Below are 21,260 nucleotides of genomic sequence, written 5' to 3'. Positions count from 1 at the left end.
GGAGAGTACGATGGATAACCTGAATCTGAATAAACATATCTCCGGGCAGTTTAACGCCGAGCTGGAGCATATCCGTACCCAGGTGATGACCATGGGCGGCATGGTTGAGCAGCAACTGATGGACGCCATCAAAGCGATGCACAACCAGGATGGCGAGCTGGCGAAGCAGGTGATTGATGGTGACCAGAAGGTCAACATGATGGAAGTGTCGATTGATGAAGCCTGCGTGCGCATCATCGCCAAACGTCAGCCCACCGCCAGCGATCTGCGTCTGGTGATGGCGATCATCAAAACCATCTCCGAGCTGGAACGCATTGGTGATGTGGCCGAGAAGATCAGCCGCACCGCGCTGGAGAAGTTCGGTCAGCATCACAAGCCGCTGTTGGTCAGCCTGGAGTCGCTGGGCCATCACACCATTCAGATGCTGCATGATGTGCTGGATGCCTTTGCGCGGATGGATCTGGGCGCGGCGATTGAGATCTACCGCGAAGACAAGAAGGTCGATCAGGAGTATGAGGGCATCGTGCGTCAGCTGATGACCTATATGATGGAAGATCCGCGCACCATTCCCAGCGTGCTGACCGCGCTATTCTGCGCCCGCGCCATCGAGCGTATCGGCGATCGTTGTCAGAATATCTGCGAAATCATCTTCTACTTCGTTAAAGGGCAGGATTTCCGCCACGTTGGCGGTGACGAGCTCGATAAGCTGTTAACCGGCGACGACGAAGGCAGTAATTCTCCTACCTGATGTTCCCCACTGGCCGGCTGAGTCCGGCCCGTTGATCCTGCCGGCGACTTTTCGTCTGGAATGTGACCGCCTGCCTACTTATACTTGCCGCACTTTATTTCTGGCAGGGAACACTCATGATTTCAAAGACGCCCGTAAAGGGCGCTACTCCAGGTAAGGCCATGCTGGCGGCGATCAGCGGCTATGCAATGGACGGCTTCGATCTGCTGATTCTGGGCTTTATGCTGCCCGCCATCTCGATTTCACTGGCGCTCAGCCCTTCGCAGGCGGGTTCGCTGGTGACCTGGACGCTGATTGGCGCGGTACTCGGCGGCATTATCTTCGGCCACCTGAGCGATCGCTTTGGACGCATCCGCGTACTGACCTATACCATCCTGATGTTCTCGGTGTTCACTGGCCTGTGCGCGGTGGCGCAGGGTTACTGGGATCTGCTGGCCTACCGCACCTTAGCGGGCGTCGGGCTGGGCGGGGAATTCGGCATTGGCATGGCGCTGATTGCCGAAGCCTGGCCTGCCAACAAGCGTAACCGCGCGTCGGCCTGGGTCGGTATCGGCTGGCAGCTGGGCGTGTTACTGGCGGCATTTATCACCCCGTTCCTGCTGGGCTACATTGGCTGGCGCGGCATGTTCCTGGTCGGGTTACTGCCGGCTTTCGCCTCCTTTATTATCCGCCGTGGCATGGGCGAACCGGCGGGATTTACCCAACATGTGGATGTGAATCAGGGCCTTTCGTTCTCAGCAAGGCTTAAGCTGCTGGTCAAGGATCGCGCGACCGCCAAAGCCAGTCTGGGGATTTTCATCCTCTGCTCGGTGCAGAATTTTGGCTATTACGGCCTGATGATCTGGATGCCAAGCTACCTTTCCAGCAATTTCGGCTTCTCACTGACCAAGTCAGGGCTGTGGACAGCGGTGACGGTGATCGGCATGACCTTTGGCATCTGGCTGTTTGGCGTGCTGGCGGACCGCTTCGCGCGCTGGAAGATTTTCCTGCTTTACCAGTTTGGTGCGGTGATTATGGTGATCGTGTATGCGCAGCTGCGCGACCCGACCGTGATGCTGTTTACCGGTGCGGTGATGGGGATGTTTGTGAACGGGATGATTGGCGGTTACGGTGCTCTGATTTCGGACACCTACCCGGCGAAGGTGCGGGCAACGGCGCAGAACGTGTTGTTCAACCTCGGCCGTGGCGTGGGCGGCTTTGGCCCACTGGTGATTGGTCTGCTGGTGATCCACCTGTCGTTTACCGCCGCAATTACCCTGCTGGCGCTGATTTACCTGCTGGATATCTTCGCCACCCTGTTCCTGTTGCCTAAAAAGCAGGGCACGGAGGATTCGCTGGGCGCGATTGGCTGAATTGCTCAGGGGCGAAGAGATTCGCCCCTGACGCCGCTTAGCGGGTGATGTTCCAGCCTTTTGCCCGCCACAGTGCAGGCAGTTCGGCCATCTCGGTGAAAGGGGTGACCAAAGGGTGATCCAGCGGCTTATTATGCGCATCCGCGCAGAAGTAAAACACCGGAATGCCTGCCGCAATACCGGCCTTCGCTCCCGCTTCCGAGTCATCAATCAGAATGCACTGCCCGATGGGAACGTTCATCTCGCGGGCGGCGTGGTACATCAACTCCGGATCGGGTTTCCAGCTGCCAATGTCATAGCCGCTGTAAAGGCGATCGGTAAACCACGGCAGCATCTCCGTCAGCCCCAGCGAGTGCTGCATTTTTGGCACCGTCCCGTTGGATACCACGCACATCGGCACGGTGATCTGCTCAAGCAGCGCTTTTGCGCCGGCGATCGGCTTCAGTTCCAGATCGAACAGCCGCGCCACTTCTTTGCGGTATGCCGGTTCGAACTCCTCTTTGCTGACGCTGAGATGATGCCCGGCGCACACCTCGGCAATAATGTCGTACAGCTTGACGCCTTTGTACTTTTCAAACATCTCCTGCAGTGAAAGGTCGCCGCCAAACTGCGCGAAGGTATTCACGTAGGCCTGGGTACAAAGCAGTTCACTGTCCACCAGCGTTCCGTCGCAATCAAAAAATACACAGCCAACAGTCATCGGTGTCTCCCTGAGTTTTTTTACGGTCGCTCCACTTTGACTTACCTGCGGCGGAATTGCGACTGAGAAATGTCAATTCCAGTTAGTGGTTGTGAACGTCTGTAAAACGCGGCGCAACCGGTTGCGAAAAAACCTGTCGGTTAGCTCCCAAAATCAGAATTTTAGGTTAGGATAGCCGTCGACAACTTTTCTCCGTTTTGGAATCACATAATGACTAATCCAGGCCTACTACAGCGGATCTTTAAACTGCAGGAACACGGCACGACCGTCCGTACCGAAGTGATTGCAGGTATCACCACTTTCCTGACGATGGTGTATATCGTTTTTGTGAACCCACAGATCCTCGGTGTGGCGGGCATGAACACCCAGGCGGTGTTTGTCACCACCTGTCTGATTGCCGCGTTCGGCAGCATCCTGATGGGCCTGGTCGCTAACCTGCCGGTGGCACTTGCGCCGGCAATGGGCCTGAATGCCTTCTTTGCTTTCGTTGTGGTCGGTGCGATGGGCATCTCCTGGCAGGTGGGTATGGGCGCCATCTTCTGGGGCGCGGTTGGCCTGCTGCTGCTGACCATTTTCCGCGTCCGCTACTGGATGATTGCCAATATTCCTGCCAGCCTGCGCGTGGGGATCACCGCCGGTATCGGTCTGTTTATTGCGATGATCGGCCTGAAAAATGCCGGCATCATCGTTTCCAACAAAGATACGCTGGTGGCGGTCGGTAACCTGACCTCACACAGCGTGCTGCTGGGTGCGCTGGGCTTCTTTATTATCGCCATTCTGGCTTCCCGCAATATTCATATCGCGGTGCTGGTGTCGATTGTGGTGACTACGCTGATTGGTCTGGCGATTGGTGATGTGAAATACGGCGGCGTCTTCTCCGCCCCAACCGGCATCACCTCGATTGTCGGTCAGGTGGACCTGGCCGGATCGCTGAACGTTGGCATGGCCGGCATCATCTTCTCCTTTATGCTGGTTAACCTGTTCGACTCCTCCGGTACGCTGATTGGCGTCACCGATAAAGCGGGTCTGACCGATGAGAAAGGCACCTTCCCACGCATGAAGCAGGCGCTGTTTGTTGACAGCATCAGCTCGGTGGCCGGTTCTTATATCGGCACTTCTTCCGTGACGGCCTATATCGAAAGCTCATCCGGTGTTTCCATCGGGGGCCGTACCGGGTTGATGGCGGTGGTGACCGGGATCCTGTTCCTGCTGGTGATGTTCCTGTCACCGCTGGCGGGCATGGTTCCAGCCTATGCGGCGGCGGGTGCGCTGATTTATGTTGGCGTGCTGATGAGCTCAAGCCTGGCGCGCGTGAAGTGGGATGACCTGACCGAAGCCGTTCCGGCCTTCGTCACGGCGGTGATGATGCCCTTCAGCTTCTCCATTACCGAAGGGATTGCGTTAGGCTTTATCTCTTACTGCGTGATGAAGTTTGGCACCGGTCGCTGGCGTGAAATCAGCCCCTGCGTGGTGGTTGTCGCGCTGCTGTTTGTGCTGAAAATCGTGTTTATCGACGCGCATTAATCGCGTTAAGCAGGCCAGCTCCGGCTGGCCTGTGGCTTTCTCAACGCCGGCGTTCGCCGCGTTTCCCGTGCCTATCCCTGAAACACTTTCTCTGCTGGCAGGCTGGTCAGACGCAGCATGCGTTGGCCCATCGCCGGTTTGTTGACCTGAATATCCTGCAGTCGCGTCCAGTTCTTCTCTTCGTCAGACTCCCAAAGATGCAAACGCTCGTTGCCGGGTGACAACGCACAGGACCAGATCAATAAGGGTTCCACGTCGGAAACCGCCTGAATATCGGGATACTCCAGCGAGCGTAAGCGGCCAGAGGCGGGATGCAGCCGCAATGACTCGCTGCGGCCTTCTTTCACCCCGGTCAGCTTCATCAGGCTTTTACGCATTGCCCACAGCTGGATAGCGGCTTCGCTGGGGTCGGTCTGTGCATTAATCCAGGCGCGTTCACCGGAAGAGAGGCCTTGCAGATACTGCTCCTGCGTTTGCCTGCTGTGCGCACGGACAATTTCAATGCCCAGCCCGGCATGACCGCCTTCTTCTGCCAGCAGGACGCCAATAATGTTACCGGCATAGGCCAGGCTGAAGTCAGGAAGATCGGGGTCGGCAAACACCGGGCGGCCACACTCGCTGAGCGTCATTTCCGGCAGCTGTGAAAGGCCATAAACGCGCAGCATCAGGTCAGCCAGCAACGCGCGGGCTGCCAGATAACGCACACGGCGCTTTTCAGCCAGCGTGCTGGAGAAATCAAGCAGGGGTTGTGAGAGTCGCTGTACCGAGGGGAGACCCTGGGTAAGGGTGCGGCGTGCAAAATGACTGGCCATCTGTCGCTCCGTGAAAATGGTCGGAAAATCATCGGGGCTATTGTAAGAATTTTCTTAGCAAATATCACCTCACTTTACGTGGAAGTGCAGACTTTCAGATTAAGATCATGTTTTTGGCGCTAGCTGAGCAGCATTGGACGTTTTGCAGAGAAAAGAGGGGAAACCTGCGTTTCCCCTTTGATTTATTTACCGATGCAGAAGCTGGAGAAGATGCGGCCCAGCAAATCATCGGAGGTAAACTCGCCGGTGATTTCGCTTAACGCCTGTTGCGCCACTCTCAGTTCTTCCGCCAGCAGTTCGCCAGCACGGGCGCCCAGCAGCTGCTCTCTTCCCTGGAGTAAGTGAGTAGCTGCTAACTCAAGCGCCTGCAGGTGACGACGACGCGCCAGGAAGCCGCCTTCCATGTTGCCGGAGAAGCCCATGCTCTCTTTCAGATGGTTGCGCAGCACGTCAATGCCGTCGCCGGTGCGGGCCGACAGGCGAATAAGTGAGTGGCCATTCACTTCCGTCAGACCTTGCGCCTCGCCGGTGACGTCGGCTTTGTTACGCACCACGGTGATCGGCAGAGTCGCGGGTAAACGGGCAATAAAATCTGGCCATATTTCGGCAGGCTCGGTGGCGCCGGTGGTGGTGCCATCAACCATAAACAGCACGCGATCTGCCTGTTCGATCTCGTTCCACGCACGTTCGATGCCGATGCGCTCAACTTCGTCGCTGGCTTCGCGCAGTCCGGCGGTATCAATGATATGCAGCGGCATACCGTCAATATGGATGTGCTCGCGCAGCACGTCGCGGGTGGTACCGGCGATATCGGTCACAATCGCCGCCTCACGGCCTGCCAGCGCATTCAGCAGGCTGGACTTACCGGCATTGGGGCGACCGGCGATCACCACCTTCATGCCTTCCCGCAGCAGGCTGCCCTGACGCGCTTCGGCCCGCACGCCATCCAGATCGGCAATCACCTGTTCCAGCTGCGCTTCGATTTTGCCGTCTGACAGGAAGTCGATCTCCTCATCAGGGAAGTCGATAGCCGCTTCGACGTAGATTCGCAGGTGAGTAAGTGCTTCCACAAGATGGTTAACGCGCAGCGAAAACGCCCCCTGAAGGGAGTTCAGCGCCGAGCGCGCCGCCTGTTCAGAACTGGCATCAATCAGGTCGGCAATCGCCTCAGCCTGCGCGAGGTCCAGCTTGTCATTGAGGAAGGCGCGTTCTGAGAATTCGCCGGGACGGGCGATACGCAGGCCAGGCATGGCGACAATGCGCTTAAGCAGCAGGTCGAGGATCACCGGGCCGCCATGACCCTGCAGTTCCAGCACATCTTCGCCGGTAAAGGAGTTCGGGCCTGGGAACCACAGCGCAATGCCCTGGTCCAGCGCTTTCCCGTCGGTATCACGGAAGGGCAGATAGTCGGCGTAGCGGGGTTTAGGCAGCTTGCCCAGCAGTGCCTGAGCAACCTCAGCGGCTTTGCTGCCGGAAATGCGCAGGATGCCCACACCACCGCGGCCTGGCGGCGTCGCCTGGGCGACGATAGTCTCGCTATGACTCATATTCGGCTCTCTTTTTTTGGCAAAAAAATAAGGCGGTCAGTGACCGCCTTATAGTACACCCTTCCTCTTTCTCACTGCCCGCGTATTGGCTGCAATGAGAAATCCTCCGGGTGAAGCATCTTTTAGTGAAACTTATGCTTTCTTCTTGTCACGGCTGTGTAAGCCACGTTTTTCCAGGCCGCGATAAATCAGCTGCTGCTGGATAATGGTGACCAGGTTACTGACGATGTAGTACAGCACCAGACCAGACGGGAACCACAGGAAGAACACGGTGAAGATCACCGGCATAAAGGTCATGATCTTCTGCTGCATCGGGTCGGTCACGGTGGTCGGCGACATCTTCTGAATGAAGAACATCGTTACGCCCATCAGGATCGGCAGGATGTAGTACGGGTCCTGTGCAGACAGGTCATGGATCCACAGTGCAAACGGCGCATGACGCAGTTCAATCGAGCCCATCAGCATGTAATACAGCGCCAGGAAGATTGGCATCTGGATAACCAGCGGCAGACAGCCACCCAATGGGTTCACTTTCTCTGCTTTGTACAGCGCCATCATTTCCTGGCTCATACGCTGCTTATCTTCACCGATACGCTCACGCATTGCCTGAATCTTCGGCTGCAGCATGCGCATTTTCGCCATGGAGGTGTACTGCGCTTTAGTCAGCGGGTACATGATGCCACGAACGATAAAGGTGATAACGATAATGGAGAAGCCCCAGTTACCGATAAAGCTGTGCAGGAATTTCAGCAGTTTGAACAGCGGCTGCGAGATAAACCACAACCAGCCATAATCCACGGTCAGGTCCAGATGCGGCGCGATAGCGGCCATCTTGTCCTGAATTTCCGGTCCAACCCACAGGGTGGCAGCCAGATTCTGCTGCGCGCCAGGGGCGATAGTGACCGGTGCAGATTTGTAGCCGATAGCCGCAATACCGTTACCCAGGTTACTGGTGTAAAGCGTATTGGTGCCGTTGGTGCGTGGCACCCAGGCCGTCGCGAAGTATTGCTGAAGCATCGCCACCCAACCGTTGTTGGTGGTGGTGCTCAGGTTTTCGTTATCGCTGATTTTATCAAACTTGTACTTCTCGTAGTTGGTCTCACTGCTGGAGTAAGCCGCGCCACGGAAAGTGTGCAACGCAAAATTATTACTGCCGGTATCGCGGTGTTTTGGCAGGTCGATGGTCTGCTTCAGCTGACCGAACATCGCCATTTCCAGCGGCTGCTGGGTGGTGTTGTTAACCTGATAATCCACGTTGATCGCAAACTCACCGCGCTTCAGTACGAAGGTTTTGGTGTAGGTTGCGCCGTTTTCCGCAGTGTAGGTCATCGGGATACGCAGTTCGCTCTGGCCGTCCGCCATCTCAAAGCTATCCTGAGTGGTGGTGAACAGTGGACGCGCGCCGTTAGCCGGGTTGTCCGGGCCGTTACGACCGGTCAGACCGCTCTGAGCCTGATACAGAAAACCTGGGTTGGTTTCCAGCAGCTGGAATGGCTGAGAAGAACCCAGTTTATCCGGGTAAGTCAGCAGCTGTGCCTGCTCGATATCGCCACCACGGGTGTTGATATGTAATGTCAGGACATCAGTCTTAACGGTGATCGTTTTGCCCTGTCCGCTGGCAGGTACGCCCTGGTTTGCGGCATCACCGGCTGCGCTGGTCGTGTTTTGTGTGGTCTGAGTCTGCACAGGCTGCGGAGCGTGGTCCGTCTGCCAGGCTTGCCAGATCATAAAAGACACGAACAGAAAAGCGATGAGAAAAAGATTGCGTTGCGAATCCATCGTTAATGTTCTCTGTTATCGTCGGTTTTTGGCGGCACCGGATCGTCGCCACCCGGGTTCAAGGGGTGGCATTTTAATACGCGTTTCATCGTTAACCAACTGCCTTTTATCACCCCAAACCTGCGCAATGCCTCAATACCGTATTGAGAACAGGTGGGATGGAAGCGACAGTGGGGTCCTAAAAGCGGACTAATCGCGCGTTGATACACGCGGATGACCGCTATCAGGAGCCGCGAGCCAGGCGACAGTGACGACGCCATAGTTTCTCCAACGCTTCCGTCAGCGCACGGTTATCCAGGTCAGCCACGCCTTTTTTCGCCACGATCACGAAATCCATTGCTGGAAGTTCATGTTGACGCAGGCGAAAACTCTCGCGGGTCAATCTCTTGATCCGGTTGCGTTCATGCGCGCGTTTGACGTGTTTTTTTGCGACGGTAAGACCGATGCGGGGATGCCCCAGCGAGTTCAGGCGGCCGAGAATAGTAATTTGCGGCGTGCCAGCTCTTTGTGGCTGCTGGAAGACGAAAGTGAAATGAGTGGGAGTTAACAAACGTAACTCCCTGGGAAATGCGAGCTTAACCACTGAGCGGTTAGCTTTTATTACTTAGAAACGGTCAGGCGTGAACGGCCTTTAGCACGACGACGTGCCAGAACCTGTTGACCATTTTTTGTTGCCATACGAGCACGGAAACCGTGTGAACGGTTACGCTTCAGTACGGACGGTTGAAAAGTGCGTTTCATGGCGATTTCTACCTAAACTTGGAAAATTTTCACTGGGTGACGCGTTTTGATGGTCAGAAAACCGACCGACGCCTCAGTGTGTGTCTTTAATAAAGAGGCGGGATTGTAATAATTGTACAGTCCGGAGTCAATTTACTTCGCGTTAAAAGCCGCGTCTGGATGTCCCGGTCGACCGCAAAACCAGCCGGTACGGGCCAGAGCGCTACGCGTCGGGGCGAGAATTATACGGCCTCTGCTATAAAGCGCAAGGATCGTTCAGGATCTTCTTGCGATCCCTTACATCAGGCTTGCGACAATAACGTGACGGGCGCTTTAAAATTCGATGAATGCAGACGATCCTGAATGCCTTTTGAGCACGAGAGCGTAAACTTATCCCCGCAGCGATGGCCTGTGGATAAATTGGATCAAAACTGTGTAGAAAGTGAAGATCTCTGCTTCGCTTTACGCTATGATCCGCCCTTCCGTTTGCGATCCTCCGGGTCGATCGATGGCGGGATAACCGCGGACAGCGGTTCGTATGTGCGTCATCTGCATGCGTCAACAATGATGAATTTATCGCTTCAGCGCCTTTTTTCTTATCGAATTTTTTCGAGTGGAGTCCGCCGTGTCACTTACGCTATGGCAACAGTGTCTTGCCCGTTTGCAGGATGAACTACCTGCCACCGAATTCAGCATGTGGATACGCCCACTGCAGGCCGAATTGAACGACAACACGTTGGCCTTGTATGCACCAAACCGGTTTGTACTCGATTGGGTTCGGGATAAATACCTCAATAATATTAATGGCCTGCTGAATGATTTCTGCGGTACGGATGTGCCGTTGCTGCGTTTTGAAGTGGGCAGCAAGCCGGTGACACGCCAGATCAGCCAGCCGGTGATGGCCAGCGCCCATGCCAGTGCACCGGTGCAGGGTTCGCGCCCCGTGCATACCCGCCCAAGCTGGGACAGCATGCCGGCACCGGCGGAGCTCTCTTACCGCTCGAACGTCAACACCAAGCACAACTTTGATAACTTCGTTGAAGGTAAATCAAACCAGTTAGCCCGTGCGGCTGCGCGTCAGGTGGCGGACAATCCTGGCGGCGCTTATAACCCTTTATTCCTCTATGGCGGCACCGGTCTGGGTAAAACCCACCTGTTGCACGCGGTAGGTAACGGCATCATGGCGCGTAAACCCAATGCCAAAGTGGTTTACATGCACTCCGAGCGCTTTGTACAGGACATGGTCAAGGCGCTGCAGAACAACGCCATTGAAGAGTTCAAACGCTACTACCGTTCGGTCGATGCGTTGCTGATCGATGACATTCAGTTCTTTGCCAATAAAGAACGATCTCAGGAAGAGTTTTTCCACACCTTTAATGCGTTGCTGGAAGGCAACCAGCAGATCATTCTGACCTCGGATCGCTATCCGAAAGAGATCAACGGTGTGGAAGATCGTCTGAAGTCGCGCTTTGGCTGGGGACTGACCGTGGCGATCGAGCCGCCAGAACTGGAAACGCGCGTGGCGATCCTGATGAAAAAAGCCGATGAAAACGACATCCGCCTGCCGGGTGAAGTGGCTTTCTTTATTGCCAAGCGTTTACGATCCAACGTGCGTGAGTTAGAAGGCGCGTTGAACCGCGTGATTGCCAACGCCAACTTTACCGGCCGGGCGATTACCATTGATTTTGTGCGGGAAGCTCTGCGCGATCTGCTGGCACTTCAGGAGAAGTTGGTCACCATCGACAACATCCAGAAGACAGTGGCAGAGTATTACAAAATCAAAGTGGCTGATTTGCTCTCCAAGCGGCGTTCCCGCTCGGTGGCCCGCCCACGCCAGATGGCGATGGCAATGGCGAAAGAATTGACCAACCACAGTTTACCGGAAATCGGTGATGCTTTCGGGGGTCGTGACCATACCACGGTGCTGCATGCCTGTCGTAAAATCGAGCAGCTGCGTGAAGAAAGTCACGATATTAAAGAAGATTTCTCAAATCTAATCAGAACATTATCTTCCTGACGCTATGAAATTTATTGTAGAACGCGAGCATTTACTCAAGCCATTACAGCAGGTCAGCAGCCCACTGGGCGGACGGCCGACCTTACCTATCCTCGGCAACCTGCTGTTACAGGTCAATGAAGGCAGCCTGTTGCTGACCGGCACGGATCTGGAGATGGAAATGGTGGCCCGTGTCGCGCTGACACAGGAACACGAACCTGGCGCCACGACGGTGCCAGCCCGTAAGTTTTTCGATATCTGCCGTGGCCTGCCTGAAGGCGCGGAGATAACCGTGATGCTGGACGGCGAAAGAATGCTGGTGCGCTCCGGCCGCAGCCGTTTCTCGCTTTCCACGCTGCCGGCCAGCGACTTCCCGAATCTGGATGACTGGACCAGCGAAGTGGAATTTACGCTGCCGCAGGCCACGCTGAAGCGTCTGATCGAAGCGACCCAGTTCTCGATGGCGCATCAGGATGTGCGTTACTACCTGAACGGCATGCTGTTTGAAACCGAAGGTGAAGAGCTGCGTACCGTGGCCACCGATGGTCACCGTCTGGCGGTCTGTTCGATGCCGGTCGGTCAGCAACTGCCGAGCCATTCGGTGATCGTGCCGCGTAAAGGCGTGATTGAGCTGGTGCGTCTGCTTGATGGTGGCGATACGCCACTGCAGGTGCAGATCGGCAGCAACAATATTCGTGCACATGTCGGCGACTTTATCTTCACCTCCAAGCTGGTTGATGGCCGTTTCCCGGATTATCGCCGCGTATTGCCGAAGAACCCGGACAAAACGCTGGATGCCGGTTGCGACATTCTTAAGCAAGCTTTTGCCCGTGCGGCAATCCTCTCTAACGAGAAGTTCCGCGGCGTTCGTCTGTATGTCAGCGAAAATCAGCTGAAAATTACCGCGAACAACCCGGAGCAGGAAGAAGCGGAAGAGATGCTGGATGTCACCTACGGCGGCACCGATATGGAAATTGGTTTTAACGTCAGCTACGTACTGGACGTGCTCAATGCGCTGAAGTGTGAAAATGTGCGCCTGCTGCTGACCGACTCCGTTTCCAGCGTACAGATTGAAGATGCAGCCAGCCAGAGCGCGGCCTACGTCGTCATGCCAATGCGGTTGTAGTAGACTATCGGGCTAACTTACTTGTCATTTTGCGCCCGGGCAGTGCTCGCCGTCCTCACGTACTTTAGTGCGCTGCGGCGGCTCCGCGCTGGTCGGGTGCATACTGACTGCGCCGTTGACGCCCTGGCCTGTCGTAAAAAAAGGGCAGGATGCGGCATTATCATCGCCTGTTTTGGAATTCCGTCTGTATGGCTTTAACCCGCCTGCTTATCAAAGACTTTCGTAATATCGAAAATGCGGATCTGGCGCTGGCACCCGGCTTTAACTTTCTGGTGGGCGCGAACGGCAGTGGCAAAACCAGCGTGCTGGAAGCGATCTATACGCTTGGCCACGGTCGCGCGTTTCGCAGCCTGCAGGCAGGACGGGTTATCCGCCACGAACAGGATGCGTTTGTCCTGCACGGGCGTATTGAAGGCGCCGAGCGCGAAATCTCGGTCGGTCTGACCAAGAATCGCGCCGGAGACAGCAAGGTGCGCATCGATGGCAGCGACGGCCATAAAGTCGCCGAGCTGGCGCAAATGCTGCCGATGCAGCTGATCACGCCGGAAGGTTTTACGCTGCTTAACGGCGGGCCGAAATACCGCCGCGCCTACATCGACTGGGGCTGTTTTCATAATGAACCCGGCTTCTTTACCGCCTGGAGCAACCTGCGCAGGCTGATGAAACAGCGCAATGCCGCCTTGCGTCAGGTGTCACGCTATCAGCAAATCCGCGCCTGGGATCAGGAGCTGGTTCCCCTTGCTGAGCAGATCAGCCGCTGGCGAGCTGCCTACAGCGACGCCATTGCCGAAGATATCAACGCCACCTGCGCGCAGTTTTTACCTGAATTTAAGCTGACCTTCTCTTTCCAGCGCGGCTGGGACAAAGAGACGGAGTACGGCGAACTGCTCGAACGCCAGTTTGAACGCGATCGGGCACTGACTTACACCGCCAGCGGCCCGCACAAAGCGGATTTCCGAATCCGTGCCGACGGGACGCCGGTTGAAGATTTACTGTCACGCGGCCAGTTAAAGCTGCTGATGTGCGCCCTGAGACTGGCGCAGGGTGAGTTTCTCACCCGACAGAATGGGCGACGCTGCCTGTATCTGATAGATGATTTTGCCTCCGAGCTGGATGAGACGCGGCGACAGCTGTTAGCCTCCCGTCTGAAAGCCACGCATGCCCAGGTTTTTGTTAGTGCAATCAGTGCCGAACACGTGTTCGACATGACTGACGAAAAGGGCAAGATGTTCCACGTGGAACAAGGTAAAATAGCGGTTCAACCTGAAGATTAAACGAGCGAGAAACGTTGATGTCGAATTCTTATGACTCCTCAAGTATCAAAGTTCTTAAAGGGCTTGATGCAGTACGCAAGCGCCCGGGTATGTATATCGGCGATACGGATGACGGCACCGGTCTGCATCACATGGTATTCGAGGTCGTGGATAACGCTATCGACGAAGCACTCGCCGGTCACTGTAAAGATATTCTGGTGACTATTCATGCGGATAACTCCGTATCCGTTCAGGATGATGGCCGTGGTATTCCTACCGGCATCCATGAAGAAGAAGGCATTTCTGCGGCAGAAGTGATCATGACCGTGCTGCACGCAGGCGGTAAATTTGATGACAACTCCTATAAAGTTTCCGGTGGTCTGCACGGCGTCGGCGTTTCAGTGGTTAACGCCCTGTCTGAAAAGCTGGAGCTGACCATTCGCCGCGAAGGCAAGGTTCACAATCAGATTTACGTTCATGGCGTGCCACAGGCGCCACTGCACGTGACCGGTGAAACCGATCTGACCGGTACCCGCGTACGTTTCTGGCCAAGCCATCAGACCTTCACCAACGTGACCGATTTCGAATATGAAATCCTCGCCAAGCGTCTGCGTGAGCTGTCGTTCCTGAACTCCGGCGTGTCGATCAAGCTGGAAGACAAGCGTGATGCTCGTCAGGATCACTATCACTACGAAGGCGGCATCAAGGCGTTCGTTGAGTACCTGAACAAGAACAAAACCCCGATTCACCCGAATGTCTTCTATTTCTCGACGGAAAAAGACGGCATTGGCGTGGAAGTGGCGCTGCAGTGGAACGACGGTTTCCAGGAAAACATTTACTGCTTTACCAACAACATCCCACAGCGCGATGGCGGCACGCACCTCGTTGGTTTCCGTACCGCGATGACCCGTACGCTGAACGCCTACATGGATAAAGAAGGCTACAGCAAGAAAGCGAAAGTCAGCGCCACCGGTGACGATGCCCGTGAAGGCCTGATTGCGGTGGTATCGGTGAAAGTGCCGGACCCGAAATTCTCCTCACAGACCAAAGACAAGCTGGTCTCTTCTGAGGTGAAAACAGCGGTTGAGCAGCAGATGAACGAACTGCTGGCGGAATACCTGCTGGAAAACCCGACCGATGCGAAAATCGTGGTCGGTAAAATTATCGATGCGGCCCGTGCCCGTGAAGCGGCCCGTCGTGCGCGTGAAATGACCCGCCGTAAAGGCGCGCTGGATCTGGCAGGTCTGCCAGGCAAACTGGCTGACTGTCAGGAGCGTGACCCGGCGCTGTGCGAAATCTACCTGGTGGAGGGTGACTCTGCAGGCGGATCCGCCAAGCAGGGACGTAACCGTAAAAACCAGGCGATCCTGCCGTTGAAAGGTAAAATCCTCAACGTTGAGAAAGCGCGCTTCGATAAGATGCTCGCCTCGCAGGAAGTTGCCACGCTGATCACCGCGCTGGGCTGCGGCATCGGCCGTGACGAATACAACCCGGACAAACTGCGTTATCACAGCATCATCATCATGACCGATGCCGACGTGGATGGATCGCACATCCGTACGCTGCTGCTGACCTTCTTCTACCGCCAGATGCCGGAAATCATCGAGCGTGGCCATGTCTATATTGCCCAGCCACCGCTGTACAAAGTGAAGAAAGGCAAGCAGGAGCAGTACATCAAGGATGATGACGCGATGGATCAGTACCAAATCGCGATCGCGCTGGATGGCGCAACCCTGCACACCAACGCCGAAGCACCGGCACTGGGCGGCGCGCCGCTGGAAACGCTGGTGTCAGAATTCAACAGCACCCGTAAAATGATCAAACGTATGGAGCGCCGTTATCCGGTAGCCCTGCTGAACTCGCTGATCTACCACTCAACGCTGAGCGACCTGTCTGAACAGGCGACGGTACAGAGCTGGATTGACGGGCTGATTGTGATGCTGAACGAGAAAGAGCAGCACGGTAGCTCTTACAGCGGTCTGGTGCGTGAGAATCTGGAACAGCATATCTTCGAGCCGATTGTTCGCATCCGTACTCACGGCGTGGACACCGATTATCCTCTGGATAACGAATTCGTCTCCGGCGGTGAATACCGTAAGATCTGCGCGCTGGGTGAAAAACTGCGTGGCCTGATCGAAGAAGATGCCTTCATCGAACGTGGTGAGCGCCGTCAGCCGATCGAGAGCTTCGAGCAGGCGATGGACTGGCTGGTGAAAGAGTCACGTCGTGGCCTGACGGTTCAGCGCTACAAAGGTCTGGGTGAGATGAACCCGGAGCAGCTGTGGGAAACCACCATGGATCCAGACAGCCGCCGTATGCTGCGTGTGACGGTGAAAGATGCGATTGCCGCTGACCAGCTGTTTACCACGCTGATGGGCGATGCGGTTGAACCTCGTCGTGCCTTTATCGAAGAGAATGCGCTGCGTGCAGCGAACATCGATATTTAACGCGTACTGAGTCACAAGAAAGGCAGATCCCAGGATCTGCCTTTTTTTATGGCTGTCGTCTCTAGGGCGGATTCCCCCCCACTAACGCATAACGGTAAAACTCACTGTTATTTTTCATGCCGAGCTTACGCATTACCGCACGTTTATGGGTGCTGATGGTTTTGACACTCAGACTGGTCAGACGCGAAATATCGGTAAGTGACAGACCCAGACGCGTATATTTGACTACCATAGCCTGTTGTTTGCTAAGGGTAATCGGATCCTGGGTGCCACAATGGCGGGGATCGTAAAAGGGTGATGAAGCCGAACCGCGGGCATTTTTATAGCTGAACAGTTCAACCAGCCGTTGCCTCGAATCACGTTGGGTCACCTGATATTTATGTTGCTGGCAGGAACGGTTTTCTGCATGGCACGCTGCGGCCAGCCAGATCGACAGGCAACGCTCCCTGGACGGATCCTCTGATTCCTGAAGCGATTTTGCCCGAGATTTTTTACCTGGTATTAACTTAAATTCATCGGTGAGGATGATATTTGCTGTGAGTAACTCTCTGTTAGCATCCGCCACCAAAAACACCGGATTTCCCTCATATTGCGGGAGCCAGGCTTCCTGGATAAGACCGATTGCACCCGAGATAAAAAAACTATCTTTACTGACGATGACAATATTCATTCTGTTTCCTCCTTGAATGTCACGCTCGGTTATCATCTCACATTTGTTCAAAAACCACACATCGAATAAATTTGCCTTTAGGTGCCGTTCCCGACGGGTTTTAGCGATATGCCGTTTGTTCGGGCTGGTCAATGCGAGCTGAATCGCGCTAGCATGAAGCAAACCGTTAGCTGACGAGGACGTTATGGCAATAAAATTGATTGCGATTGATATGGATGGCACCCTGCTAAACCCACAGCATGAAGTGACTCCTGGGGTAAAAAAGGCGATTCAGGCCGCCCGTGAGAAAGGTGTTTCTGTGGTGCTGGCCACCGGCCGGCCGTTTATCGGCGTGCAGCGTTACCTGATGGAGCTGGATTTACAGCACGAAGGGCAATACTGCATCACTAATAACGGCGCGCTGGTTCAGCAGGCGGCTACCGGTGAGTGCGTGGCGGAAGCGACGTTAACCCACGATGACTACCTCTATTTTGAAAAGCTGGCGCGTGAGCTGGGCGTTCACTTCCAGGCGCTGACCAAATCCGAGCTGTATACCGCCAATAAAGACATCAGCGCGTTCACCGTGCATGAGTCGTTCCTGACCGGCATTCCGCTGCACTATCGTGCGGTTGAAGAGATGGACAGCAGCATGACCTTCCCGAAAGTGATGATGATCGATCCGCCTGAAATCCTCGACAAGGCCATTGCCCGCCTGCCGGAGGAAGCGCGTGAGCGCGCGACGATCATGAAAAGCTCGCCTTACTACCTTGAAATCCTGAATAAAAAGGTGAATAAAGGCGCGGGCGTTAAGGCGCTTGCCGACCGTCTCGGCCTGTCCCGTGATGAAGTGATGGCCATCGGCGATCAGGAAAACGACATGGCGATGCTGGAATTTGCCGGCACCGGCGTGGCGATGGGAAATGGCATTGAATCGGTCAAAGCTATCGCCCAGTTTGTCACCAAAACCAACCTGGAAGACGGCGTGGCCTATGCCATCGAGAAGTTTGTGCTGTAATGCCTGACCCAGCGTCCCGGCCAGTCCGGGACGTTTCTCTTCCTTCGCATCCCTCCCTGATTTCTCCTGCTTCCCCCGATCTGCCTCGGGTGGATTGTCTGTTTTGTGATCTGGATTGTAGTACAACCTGAGTTATGGGTACTACAATACCCCCTTCGCTATTCTCCATGGAACATCATGAAAGACGACCTCAGCAAAACGGACCGTATCATTCTGACCCTCGGCGAAGAGGTGGTAGCGGGCAAATATGCGCCCGGTGCCTCATTGCCGGCAGAAGCTGAGCTCTGCGAGCAGTTCAGCACCTCGCGCAATATCATTCGCGAAGTGTACCGATCGCTGATGGCCAAGCGGCTGATTGAGATGAAACGCTATCGCGGCGCCTTTGTGACCCCGCGCGGCCAGTGGAATTTCCTCGACAGCGACGTGCTGCAATGGTCGCTGAAGCACGATCAGGATCCGCGCCTGATCGCCGCGATGAGCGAAGTGCGCAACCTGGTGGAACCGCAAATTGCGCGCTGGTCTGCCGAGCGGGCCACCTCGCGGGATTTAGCCAACATCGAGGCGGCGCTGAACGATATGGTCACGCATCACCGTGACCGCGAAGCCTTTAATCAGGCCGATATTCGCTATCACGAAGCGGTGCTGGAATCGGTGCATAACCCGGTGCTTCAGCAGCTTAGCGTGGCCATCAGTTCGCTGCAGTTAGCGGTTTTTGAACGCACTTACATGCCTGATAGCGGCAATATGCCCAATACCTTGCAGGAGCATAAAGCGCTGTTTGACGCCATTCGCCATCAGAAGCCGGATGAGGCTGAACAGGCGGCACTGACGATGATCGCCAGTTCAACCCGACGACTAAAGGACATCACGTGACCCGCTATATCGCTATCGACTGGGGTTCCACCAACCTGCGTGCCTGGTATTACCGTGAGGGCATCTGCCAGGAGGAACGTCGTTCTGAATCCGGCATCACCCGGCTCAATGGCCGCACGCCGGCAGAGGTCTTTGCCCGCGTGACCGAAGGCTGGCCGGTGGACGACGTGCCGGTGGTGATGGCCGGCATGGTGGGCAGTAACGCCGGCTGGTTAAGCGTGCCCTATCTGCCTTGTCCGGTCGCGCTGGGGGATATCGCGTCGCGCCTGACCAGGGTGGATGGCCTCGCCTGGATTGTGCCGGGCCTGAGCATCGACCGCCGCGATAACGTCAATGTGATGCGCGGCGAAGAAACGCAGTTGCTCGGTGCCGCGCAACGGCATCCCGCGTCGCATTATGTGATGCCGGGCACGCACTCAAAATGGGTGAGGGCAGATGGCGGCAAGATTGTCGATTTTCGTACGGTGATCACCGGCGAACTGCACCATGTTCTGCTCAATCATTCGCTGGTGGGTGCCGGTTTACCCGCACAACAGCCGGATGCCGAAGCGTTCCGTCAGGGGCTGGAAACCGGCGCTAACGACCGCAGCATTCTCAGCAGACTGTTTGAGGTGCGCGCGGCCCATGTGCTGGGCACGCGTCCGCGGGAATCGGTCAGCGAGTTTCTTTCCGGCCTGTTGATTGGTCATGAAGTTGCGCTGATGAAAGAGACCTTTATGCCGGGTGAAACGGCGCCGATTACCCTTATCGCCGGCAGTTCACTGGCCGATCGCTATCAGCAGGCGATGACCTTAAGTGGACTATCGGCCCATTTGCTGGAAGGCGACACCGCCTTCCAATACGGAATCAGGAGTATCGCCGATGAACTGGTCAACTAAGCTGCCGCTAATCGCTATTCTGCGCGGCATTCGCCCGGAAGAGGCTGAGGAGCATGTCGCCGCGCTGATTGATGCCGGTTTCGATGCCATTGAAATCCCACTGAATTCGCCAGACTGGGAACTGAGCATTGCCAACATGGTGACGACTTTTGGCCATCAGGCGCTGATTGGGGCGGGTACGGTGCTGGAGCCTGAACAGGTCGATCGCCTGGCCGCCATTAACAGCAAGCTGGTGGTGACGCCCAATACCGATCCCGCGGTGATCCGCCGCGCCGTGGAGCGTGGCATGACGGTGGCCGCAGGCTGCGCCACGGCGTCGGAAGCCTTCGCCGCGCTGAAGGCCGGTGCGCAGGCGCTGAAAATCTTCCCTTCTTCCGCCTTTGGCCCGGATTACATCAAGGCGCTGAAAGCGGTGCTGCCTGCGGATGTGCCGGTGTTCGCCGTAGGCGGCGTCACCCCTGAAAATCTTCATGCGTTTCTGGCTGCCGGTTGCGTGGGCGCTGGGCTGGGCAGCGATCTCTATCGCGCCGGACAGCCGGTAACCCGCACCGCAGCGCAGGCACGCGCGTTCGTTGCCGCCTATAAGGAAGCCGTACAATGAAAATCACCAAATTAACCACCTATCGCCTGCCGCCGCGCTGGATGTTCCTGAAAATTGAAACCGACGAAGGCGTGGTTGGCTGGGGCGAGCCGGTGATTGAAGGGCGGGCAAAAAGCGTCGAAGCGGCGGTACATGAGCTGTCTGAGTATCTGATTGGCCAGGATCCGGCGCGCATTAATGATTTGTGGCAGGTGATGTATCGCGGCGGTTTCTACCGTGGTGGCCCGATCCTGATGAGCGCCATCGCCGGTATCGACCAGGCGTTGTGGGATATCAAAGGCAAGGTGCTGGGCGTGCCGGTCTGGCAGCTGCTCGGTGGCCTGGTGCGTGACAGTATCAAAGCCTACAGCTGGGTGGGCGGCGATCGTCCGGCCGAAGTGATTGATGGCATTAAGAAACTGCGCGAAATCGGCTTTGATACCTTCAAGCTGAACGGCTGCGAAGAGATGGGGATTATCGACAGCTCGCGCAAAGTGGATGCGGCAGTCAACACCGTAGCGCAGATCCGCGAAGCCTTTGGTAACGAGATCGAGTTTGGTCTGGATTTCCACGGACGCGTCAGTGCGCCGATGGCCAAAATCCTGATCAAAGAGCTGGAGCCTTACCGTCCGCTGTTTATTGAAGAGCCGGTGCTGGCGGAGCAGGCGGAATATTACCCGCGGCTGGCGGCCCAGACCCATCTGCCGATTGCGGCGGGAGAAAGGATGTATTCCCGCTTTGAATTTAAACGGGTGCTGGAAGCGGGCGGGCTGGCGATTCTGCAGCCGGATCTCTCCCACGCCGGTGGGATTACCGAGTGCTTTAAAATTGCCGCGATGGCGGAAGCCTATGACGTCGCGCTGGCACCGCACTGTCCGTTGGGACCGATTGCGCTGGCATCCTGCCTGCACGTGGATTTTGTTTCGCGCAATGCGGTATTCCAGGAGCAGAGTATGGGCATTCACTACAATAAAGGCGCGGAATTGCTGGATTATGTGGTGAATAAAGAAGACTTCAATATGAAGGGCGGCCACTTTGCACCGCTGAATAAACCGGGGCTGGGCGTGGAAATTAACGAACAGCTGGTGATTGAACGCAGTCAGCAGGTGCAGGACTGGCGGAATCCTTTGTGGCGGTTCCCGGACGGCTCCGTTGCCGAATGGTAAATCTCCTGCTCCCCTGGCTTTCTGGCGGCGTTCGCTGCGGAAACTGACCCGAATCACTGACTCTGGTCAGCTCATCGGGATCGGTTTCCTGGCTG

Annotated in this window: 20 protein-coding genes; 12 read left to right on the top strand and 8 right to left on the bottom strand. The window is 56.0% G+C overall.

Features of this window, described 5'->3' with window-relative positions:
* Positions 1-10 precede the first annotated feature (10 nt).
* A complete protein-coding gene (phoU, locus tag EBC_RS24520) occupies positions 11-748 on the top strand; it encodes a phosphate signaling complex protein PhoU (protein ID WP_013204575.1) in 738 nt (245 codons plus the stop codon).
* A gap of 116 nt (positions 749-864) precedes the next feature.
* The gene (locus tag EBC_RS24515) at positions 865-2,100 is read left to right on the top strand and encodes an MFS transporter (RefSeq protein ID WP_013204574.1); all 1,236 of its coding nucleotides are present in this window, start codon (positions 865-867) and stop codon (positions 2,098-2,100) included.
* Positions 2,101-2,137: 37 nt separating this feature from the next.
* Here the strand turns inward: EBC_RS24515 and yieH are convergent, their stop codons facing one another.
* Positions 2,138-2,800, bottom strand: a complete 663-nt coding sequence (gene yieH / locus EBC_RS24510; protein ID WP_013204573.1) for a 6-phosphogluconate phosphatase — start codon at positions 2,798-2,800, stop codon at positions 2,138-2,140.
* 210 nt (positions 2,801-3,010) lie between these two features.
* Here yieH and EBC_RS24505 point away from each other — a divergent pair, with 210 nt between their 5' ends.
* Entirely contained in the window at positions 3,011-4,324 is a 1,314-nt protein-coding gene (locus EBC_RS24505; RefSeq protein WP_013204572.1) for an NCS2 family permease, read from the top strand.
* A 71-nt stretch (positions 4,325-4,395) separates the two neighbouring features.
* Here EBC_RS24505 and EBC_RS24500 read toward each other — a convergent pair whose 3' ends face one another.
* The 6 genes from EBC_RS24500 to rpmH form a co-directional block, all read right to left on the bottom strand.
* Positions 4,396-5,136, bottom strand: a complete 741-nt coding sequence (locus EBC_RS24500; protein WP_013204571.1) for a 4'-phosphopantetheinyl transferase family protein — start codon at positions 5,134-5,136, stop codon at positions 4,396-4,398.
* 182 nt (positions 5,137-5,318) lie between these two features.
* Positions 5,319-6,683: a tRNA uridine-5-carboxymethylaminomethyl(34) synthesis GTPase MnmE gene (gene mnmE / locus EBC_RS24495; protein WP_013204570.1), complete on the bottom strand. Its 1,365-nt coding sequence runs from the start codon at positions 6,681-6,683 to the stop codon at positions 5,319-5,321.
* Between the two features lie 132 nt (positions 6,684-6,815).
* Entirely contained in the window at positions 6,816-8,462 is a 1,647-nt protein-coding gene (gene yidC / locus EBC_RS24490; RefSeq protein WP_013204569.1) for a membrane protein insertase YidC, read from the bottom strand.
* 2 nt (positions 8,463-8,464) lie between these two features.
* On the bottom strand, positions 8,465-8,722 hold the full coding sequence (yidD, locus tag EBC_RS25315) for a membrane protein insertion efficiency factor YidD (RefSeq protein WP_071822134.1): 258 nt from the start codon (positions 8,720-8,722) through the stop codon (positions 8,465-8,467).
* Positions 8,686-9,045: a ribonuclease P protein component gene (gene rnpA, locus EBC_RS24485; protein ID WP_034889333.1), complete on the bottom strand. Its 360-nt coding sequence runs from the start codon at positions 9,043-9,045 to the stop codon at positions 8,686-8,688. The genes yidD and rnpA overlap by 37 nt, the downstream gene beginning before the upstream one ends.
* 17 nt (positions 9,046-9,062) lie before the next feature.
* Complete coding sequence (gene rpmH, locus EBC_RS25310; protein WP_013204567.1) at positions 9,063-9,203, bottom strand: 50S ribosomal protein L34; 141 nt, start codon at positions 9,201-9,203, stop codon at positions 9,063-9,065.
* 604 nt (positions 9,204-9,807) lie between these two features.
* On the opposite strand from rpmH, the gene dnaA reads away from it, so the two are divergent.
* From dnaA to gyrB, 4 genes are all read left to right on the top strand, one after another.
* On the top strand, positions 9,808-11,199 hold the full coding sequence (gene dnaA, locus EBC_RS24480; protein WP_013204566.1) for a chromosomal replication initiator protein DnaA: 1,392 nt from the start codon (positions 9,808-9,810) through the stop codon (positions 11,197-11,199).
* A gap of 4 nt (positions 11,200-11,203) precedes the next feature.
* Entirely contained in the window at positions 11,204-12,304 is a 1,101-nt protein-coding gene (gene dnaN, locus EBC_RS24475; RefSeq protein ID WP_013204565.1) for a DNA polymerase III subunit beta, read from the top strand.
* 188 nt (positions 12,305-12,492) lie between these two features.
* A complete protein-coding gene (gene recF, locus EBC_RS24470) occupies positions 12,493-13,578 on the top strand; it encodes a DNA replication/repair protein RecF (protein ID WP_013204564.1) in 1,086 nt (361 codons plus the stop codon).
* 17 nt (positions 13,579-13,595) lie between these two features.
* The gene (gene gyrB / locus EBC_RS24465; RefSeq protein WP_013204563.1) at positions 13,596-16,004 is read left to right on the top strand and encodes a DNA topoisomerase (ATP-hydrolyzing) subunit B; all 2,409 of its coding nucleotides are present in this window, start codon (positions 13,596-13,598) and stop codon (positions 16,002-16,004) included.
* Positions 16,005-16,065: 61 nt separating this feature from the next.
* Here gyrB and EBC_RS24765 read toward each other — a convergent pair whose 3' ends face one another.
* A complete protein-coding gene (locus tag EBC_RS24765) occupies positions 16,066-16,674 on the bottom strand; it encodes a helix-turn-helix domain-containing protein (protein WP_013204562.1) in 609 nt (202 codons plus the stop codon).
* Positions 16,675-16,858: 184 nt separating this feature from the next.
* Here EBC_RS24765 and yidA point away from each other — a divergent pair, with 184 nt between their 5' ends.
* From yidA to dgoD, 5 genes are all read left to right on the top strand, one after another.
* Positions 16,859-17,668 carry a sugar-phosphatase gene (gene yidA / locus EBC_RS24455; RefSeq protein WP_013204561.1) on the top strand — a complete coding sequence of 270 codons (810 nt, stop codon included), beginning with the start codon at positions 16,859-16,861 and terminating at the stop codon, positions 17,666-17,668.
* Positions 17,669-17,845: 177 nt separating this feature from the next.
* Complete coding sequence (locus tag EBC_RS24450) at positions 17,846-18,541, top strand: FadR/GntR family transcriptional regulator (RefSeq protein WP_013204560.1); 696 nt, start codon at positions 17,846-17,848, stop codon at positions 18,539-18,541.
* Positions 18,538-19,419 (top strand): 2-dehydro-3-deoxygalactonokinase, encoded by an 882-nt coding sequence (locus EBC_RS24445; RefSeq protein WP_013204559.1) that lies wholly within the window; start codon positions 18,538-18,540, stop codon positions 19,417-19,419. The genes EBC_RS24450 and EBC_RS24445 overlap by 4 nt, the downstream gene beginning before the upstream one ends.
* Positions 19,403-20,020, top strand: a complete 618-nt coding sequence (locus tag EBC_RS24440; protein WP_013204558.1) for a 2-dehydro-3-deoxy-6-phosphogalactonate aldolase — start codon at positions 19,403-19,405, stop codon at positions 20,018-20,020. The genes EBC_RS24445 and EBC_RS24440 overlap by 17 nt, the downstream gene beginning before the upstream one ends.
* A complete protein-coding gene (gene dgoD / locus EBC_RS24435) occupies positions 20,017-21,165 on the top strand; it encodes a galactonate dehydratase (protein ID WP_013204557.1) in 1,149 nt (382 codons plus the stop codon). The genes EBC_RS24440 and dgoD overlap by 4 nt, the downstream gene beginning before the upstream one ends.
* Positions 21,166-21,260: the final 95 nt, after the last annotated feature.

The sequence above is a fragment of the Erwinia billingiae Eb661 genome (assembly GCF_000196615.1).
GTDB lineage: Bacteria > Pseudomonadota > Gammaproteobacteria > Enterobacterales > Enterobacteriaceae > Erwinia > Erwinia billingiae.
This window is presented reverse-complemented; position numbering and strand designations above follow the sequence as displayed.

Bases quoted from the DNA above. Each gene is read 5' to 3' on its own strand.
- yieH (WP_013204573.1), bottom strand. From the start codon at position 2,800: ATGACTGTTGGCTGTGTATTTTTTGATTGCGACGGAACGCTGGTGGAC.
- EBC_RS24440 (WP_013204558.1), top strand. From the start codon at position 19,403: ATGAACTGGTCAACTAAGCTGCCGCTAATCGCTATTCTGCGCGGCATT.
- recF (WP_013204564.1), top strand. From the start codon at position 12,493: ATGGCTTTAACCCGCCTGCTTATCAAAGACTTTCGTAATATCGAAAAT.
- dnaN (WP_013204565.1), top strand. From the start codon at position 11,204: ATGAAATTTATTGTAGAACGCGAGCATTTACTCAAGCCATTACAGCAG.
- EBC_RS24515 (WP_013204574.1), top strand. From the start codon at position 865: ATGATTTCAAAGACGCCCGTAAAGGGCGCTACTCCAGGTAAGGCCATG.
- dgoD (WP_013204557.1), top strand. From the start codon at position 20,017: ATGAAAATCACCAAATTAACCACCTATCGCCTGCCGCCGCGCTGGATG.
- EBC_RS24505 (WP_013204572.1), top strand. From the start codon at position 3,011: ATGACTAATCCAGGCCTACTACAGCGGATCTTTAAACTGCAGGAACAC.
- gyrB (WP_013204563.1), top strand. From the start codon at position 13,596: ATGTCGAATTCTTATGACTCCTCAAGTATCAAAGTTCTTAAAGGGCTT.
- phoU (WP_013204575.1), top strand. From the start codon at position 11: ATGGATAACCTGAATCTGAATAAACATATCTCCGGGCAGTTTAACGCC.
- EBC_RS24765 (WP_013204562.1), bottom strand. From the start codon at position 16,674: ATGAATATTGTCATCGTCAGTAAAGATAGTTTTTTTATCTCGGGTGCA.
- EBC_RS24450 (WP_013204560.1), top strand. From the start codon at position 17,846: ATGAAAGACGACCTCAGCAAAACGGACCGTATCATTCTGACCCTCGGC.
- yidC (WP_013204569.1), bottom strand. From the start codon at position 8,462: ATGGATTCGCAACGCAATCTTTTTCTCATCGCTTTTCTGTTCGTGTCT.
- rpmH (WP_013204567.1), bottom strand. From the start codon at position 9,203: ATGAAACGCACTTTTCAACCGTCCGTACTGAAGCGTAACCGTTCACAC.
- yidA (WP_013204561.1), top strand. From the start codon at position 16,859: ATGGCAATAAAATTGATTGCGATTGATATGGATGGCACCCTGCTAAAC.
- EBC_RS24500 (WP_013204571.1), bottom strand. From the start codon at position 5,136: ATGGCCAGTCATTTTGCACGCCGCACCCTTACCCAGGGTCTCCCCTCG.
- yidD (WP_071822134.1), bottom strand. From the start codon at position 8,722: ATGGCGTCGTCACTGTCGCCTGGCTCGCGGCTCCTGATAGCGGTCATC.
- mnmE (WP_013204570.1), bottom strand. From the start codon at position 6,683: ATGAGTCATAGCGAGACTATCGTCGCCCAGGCGACGCCGCCAGGCCGC.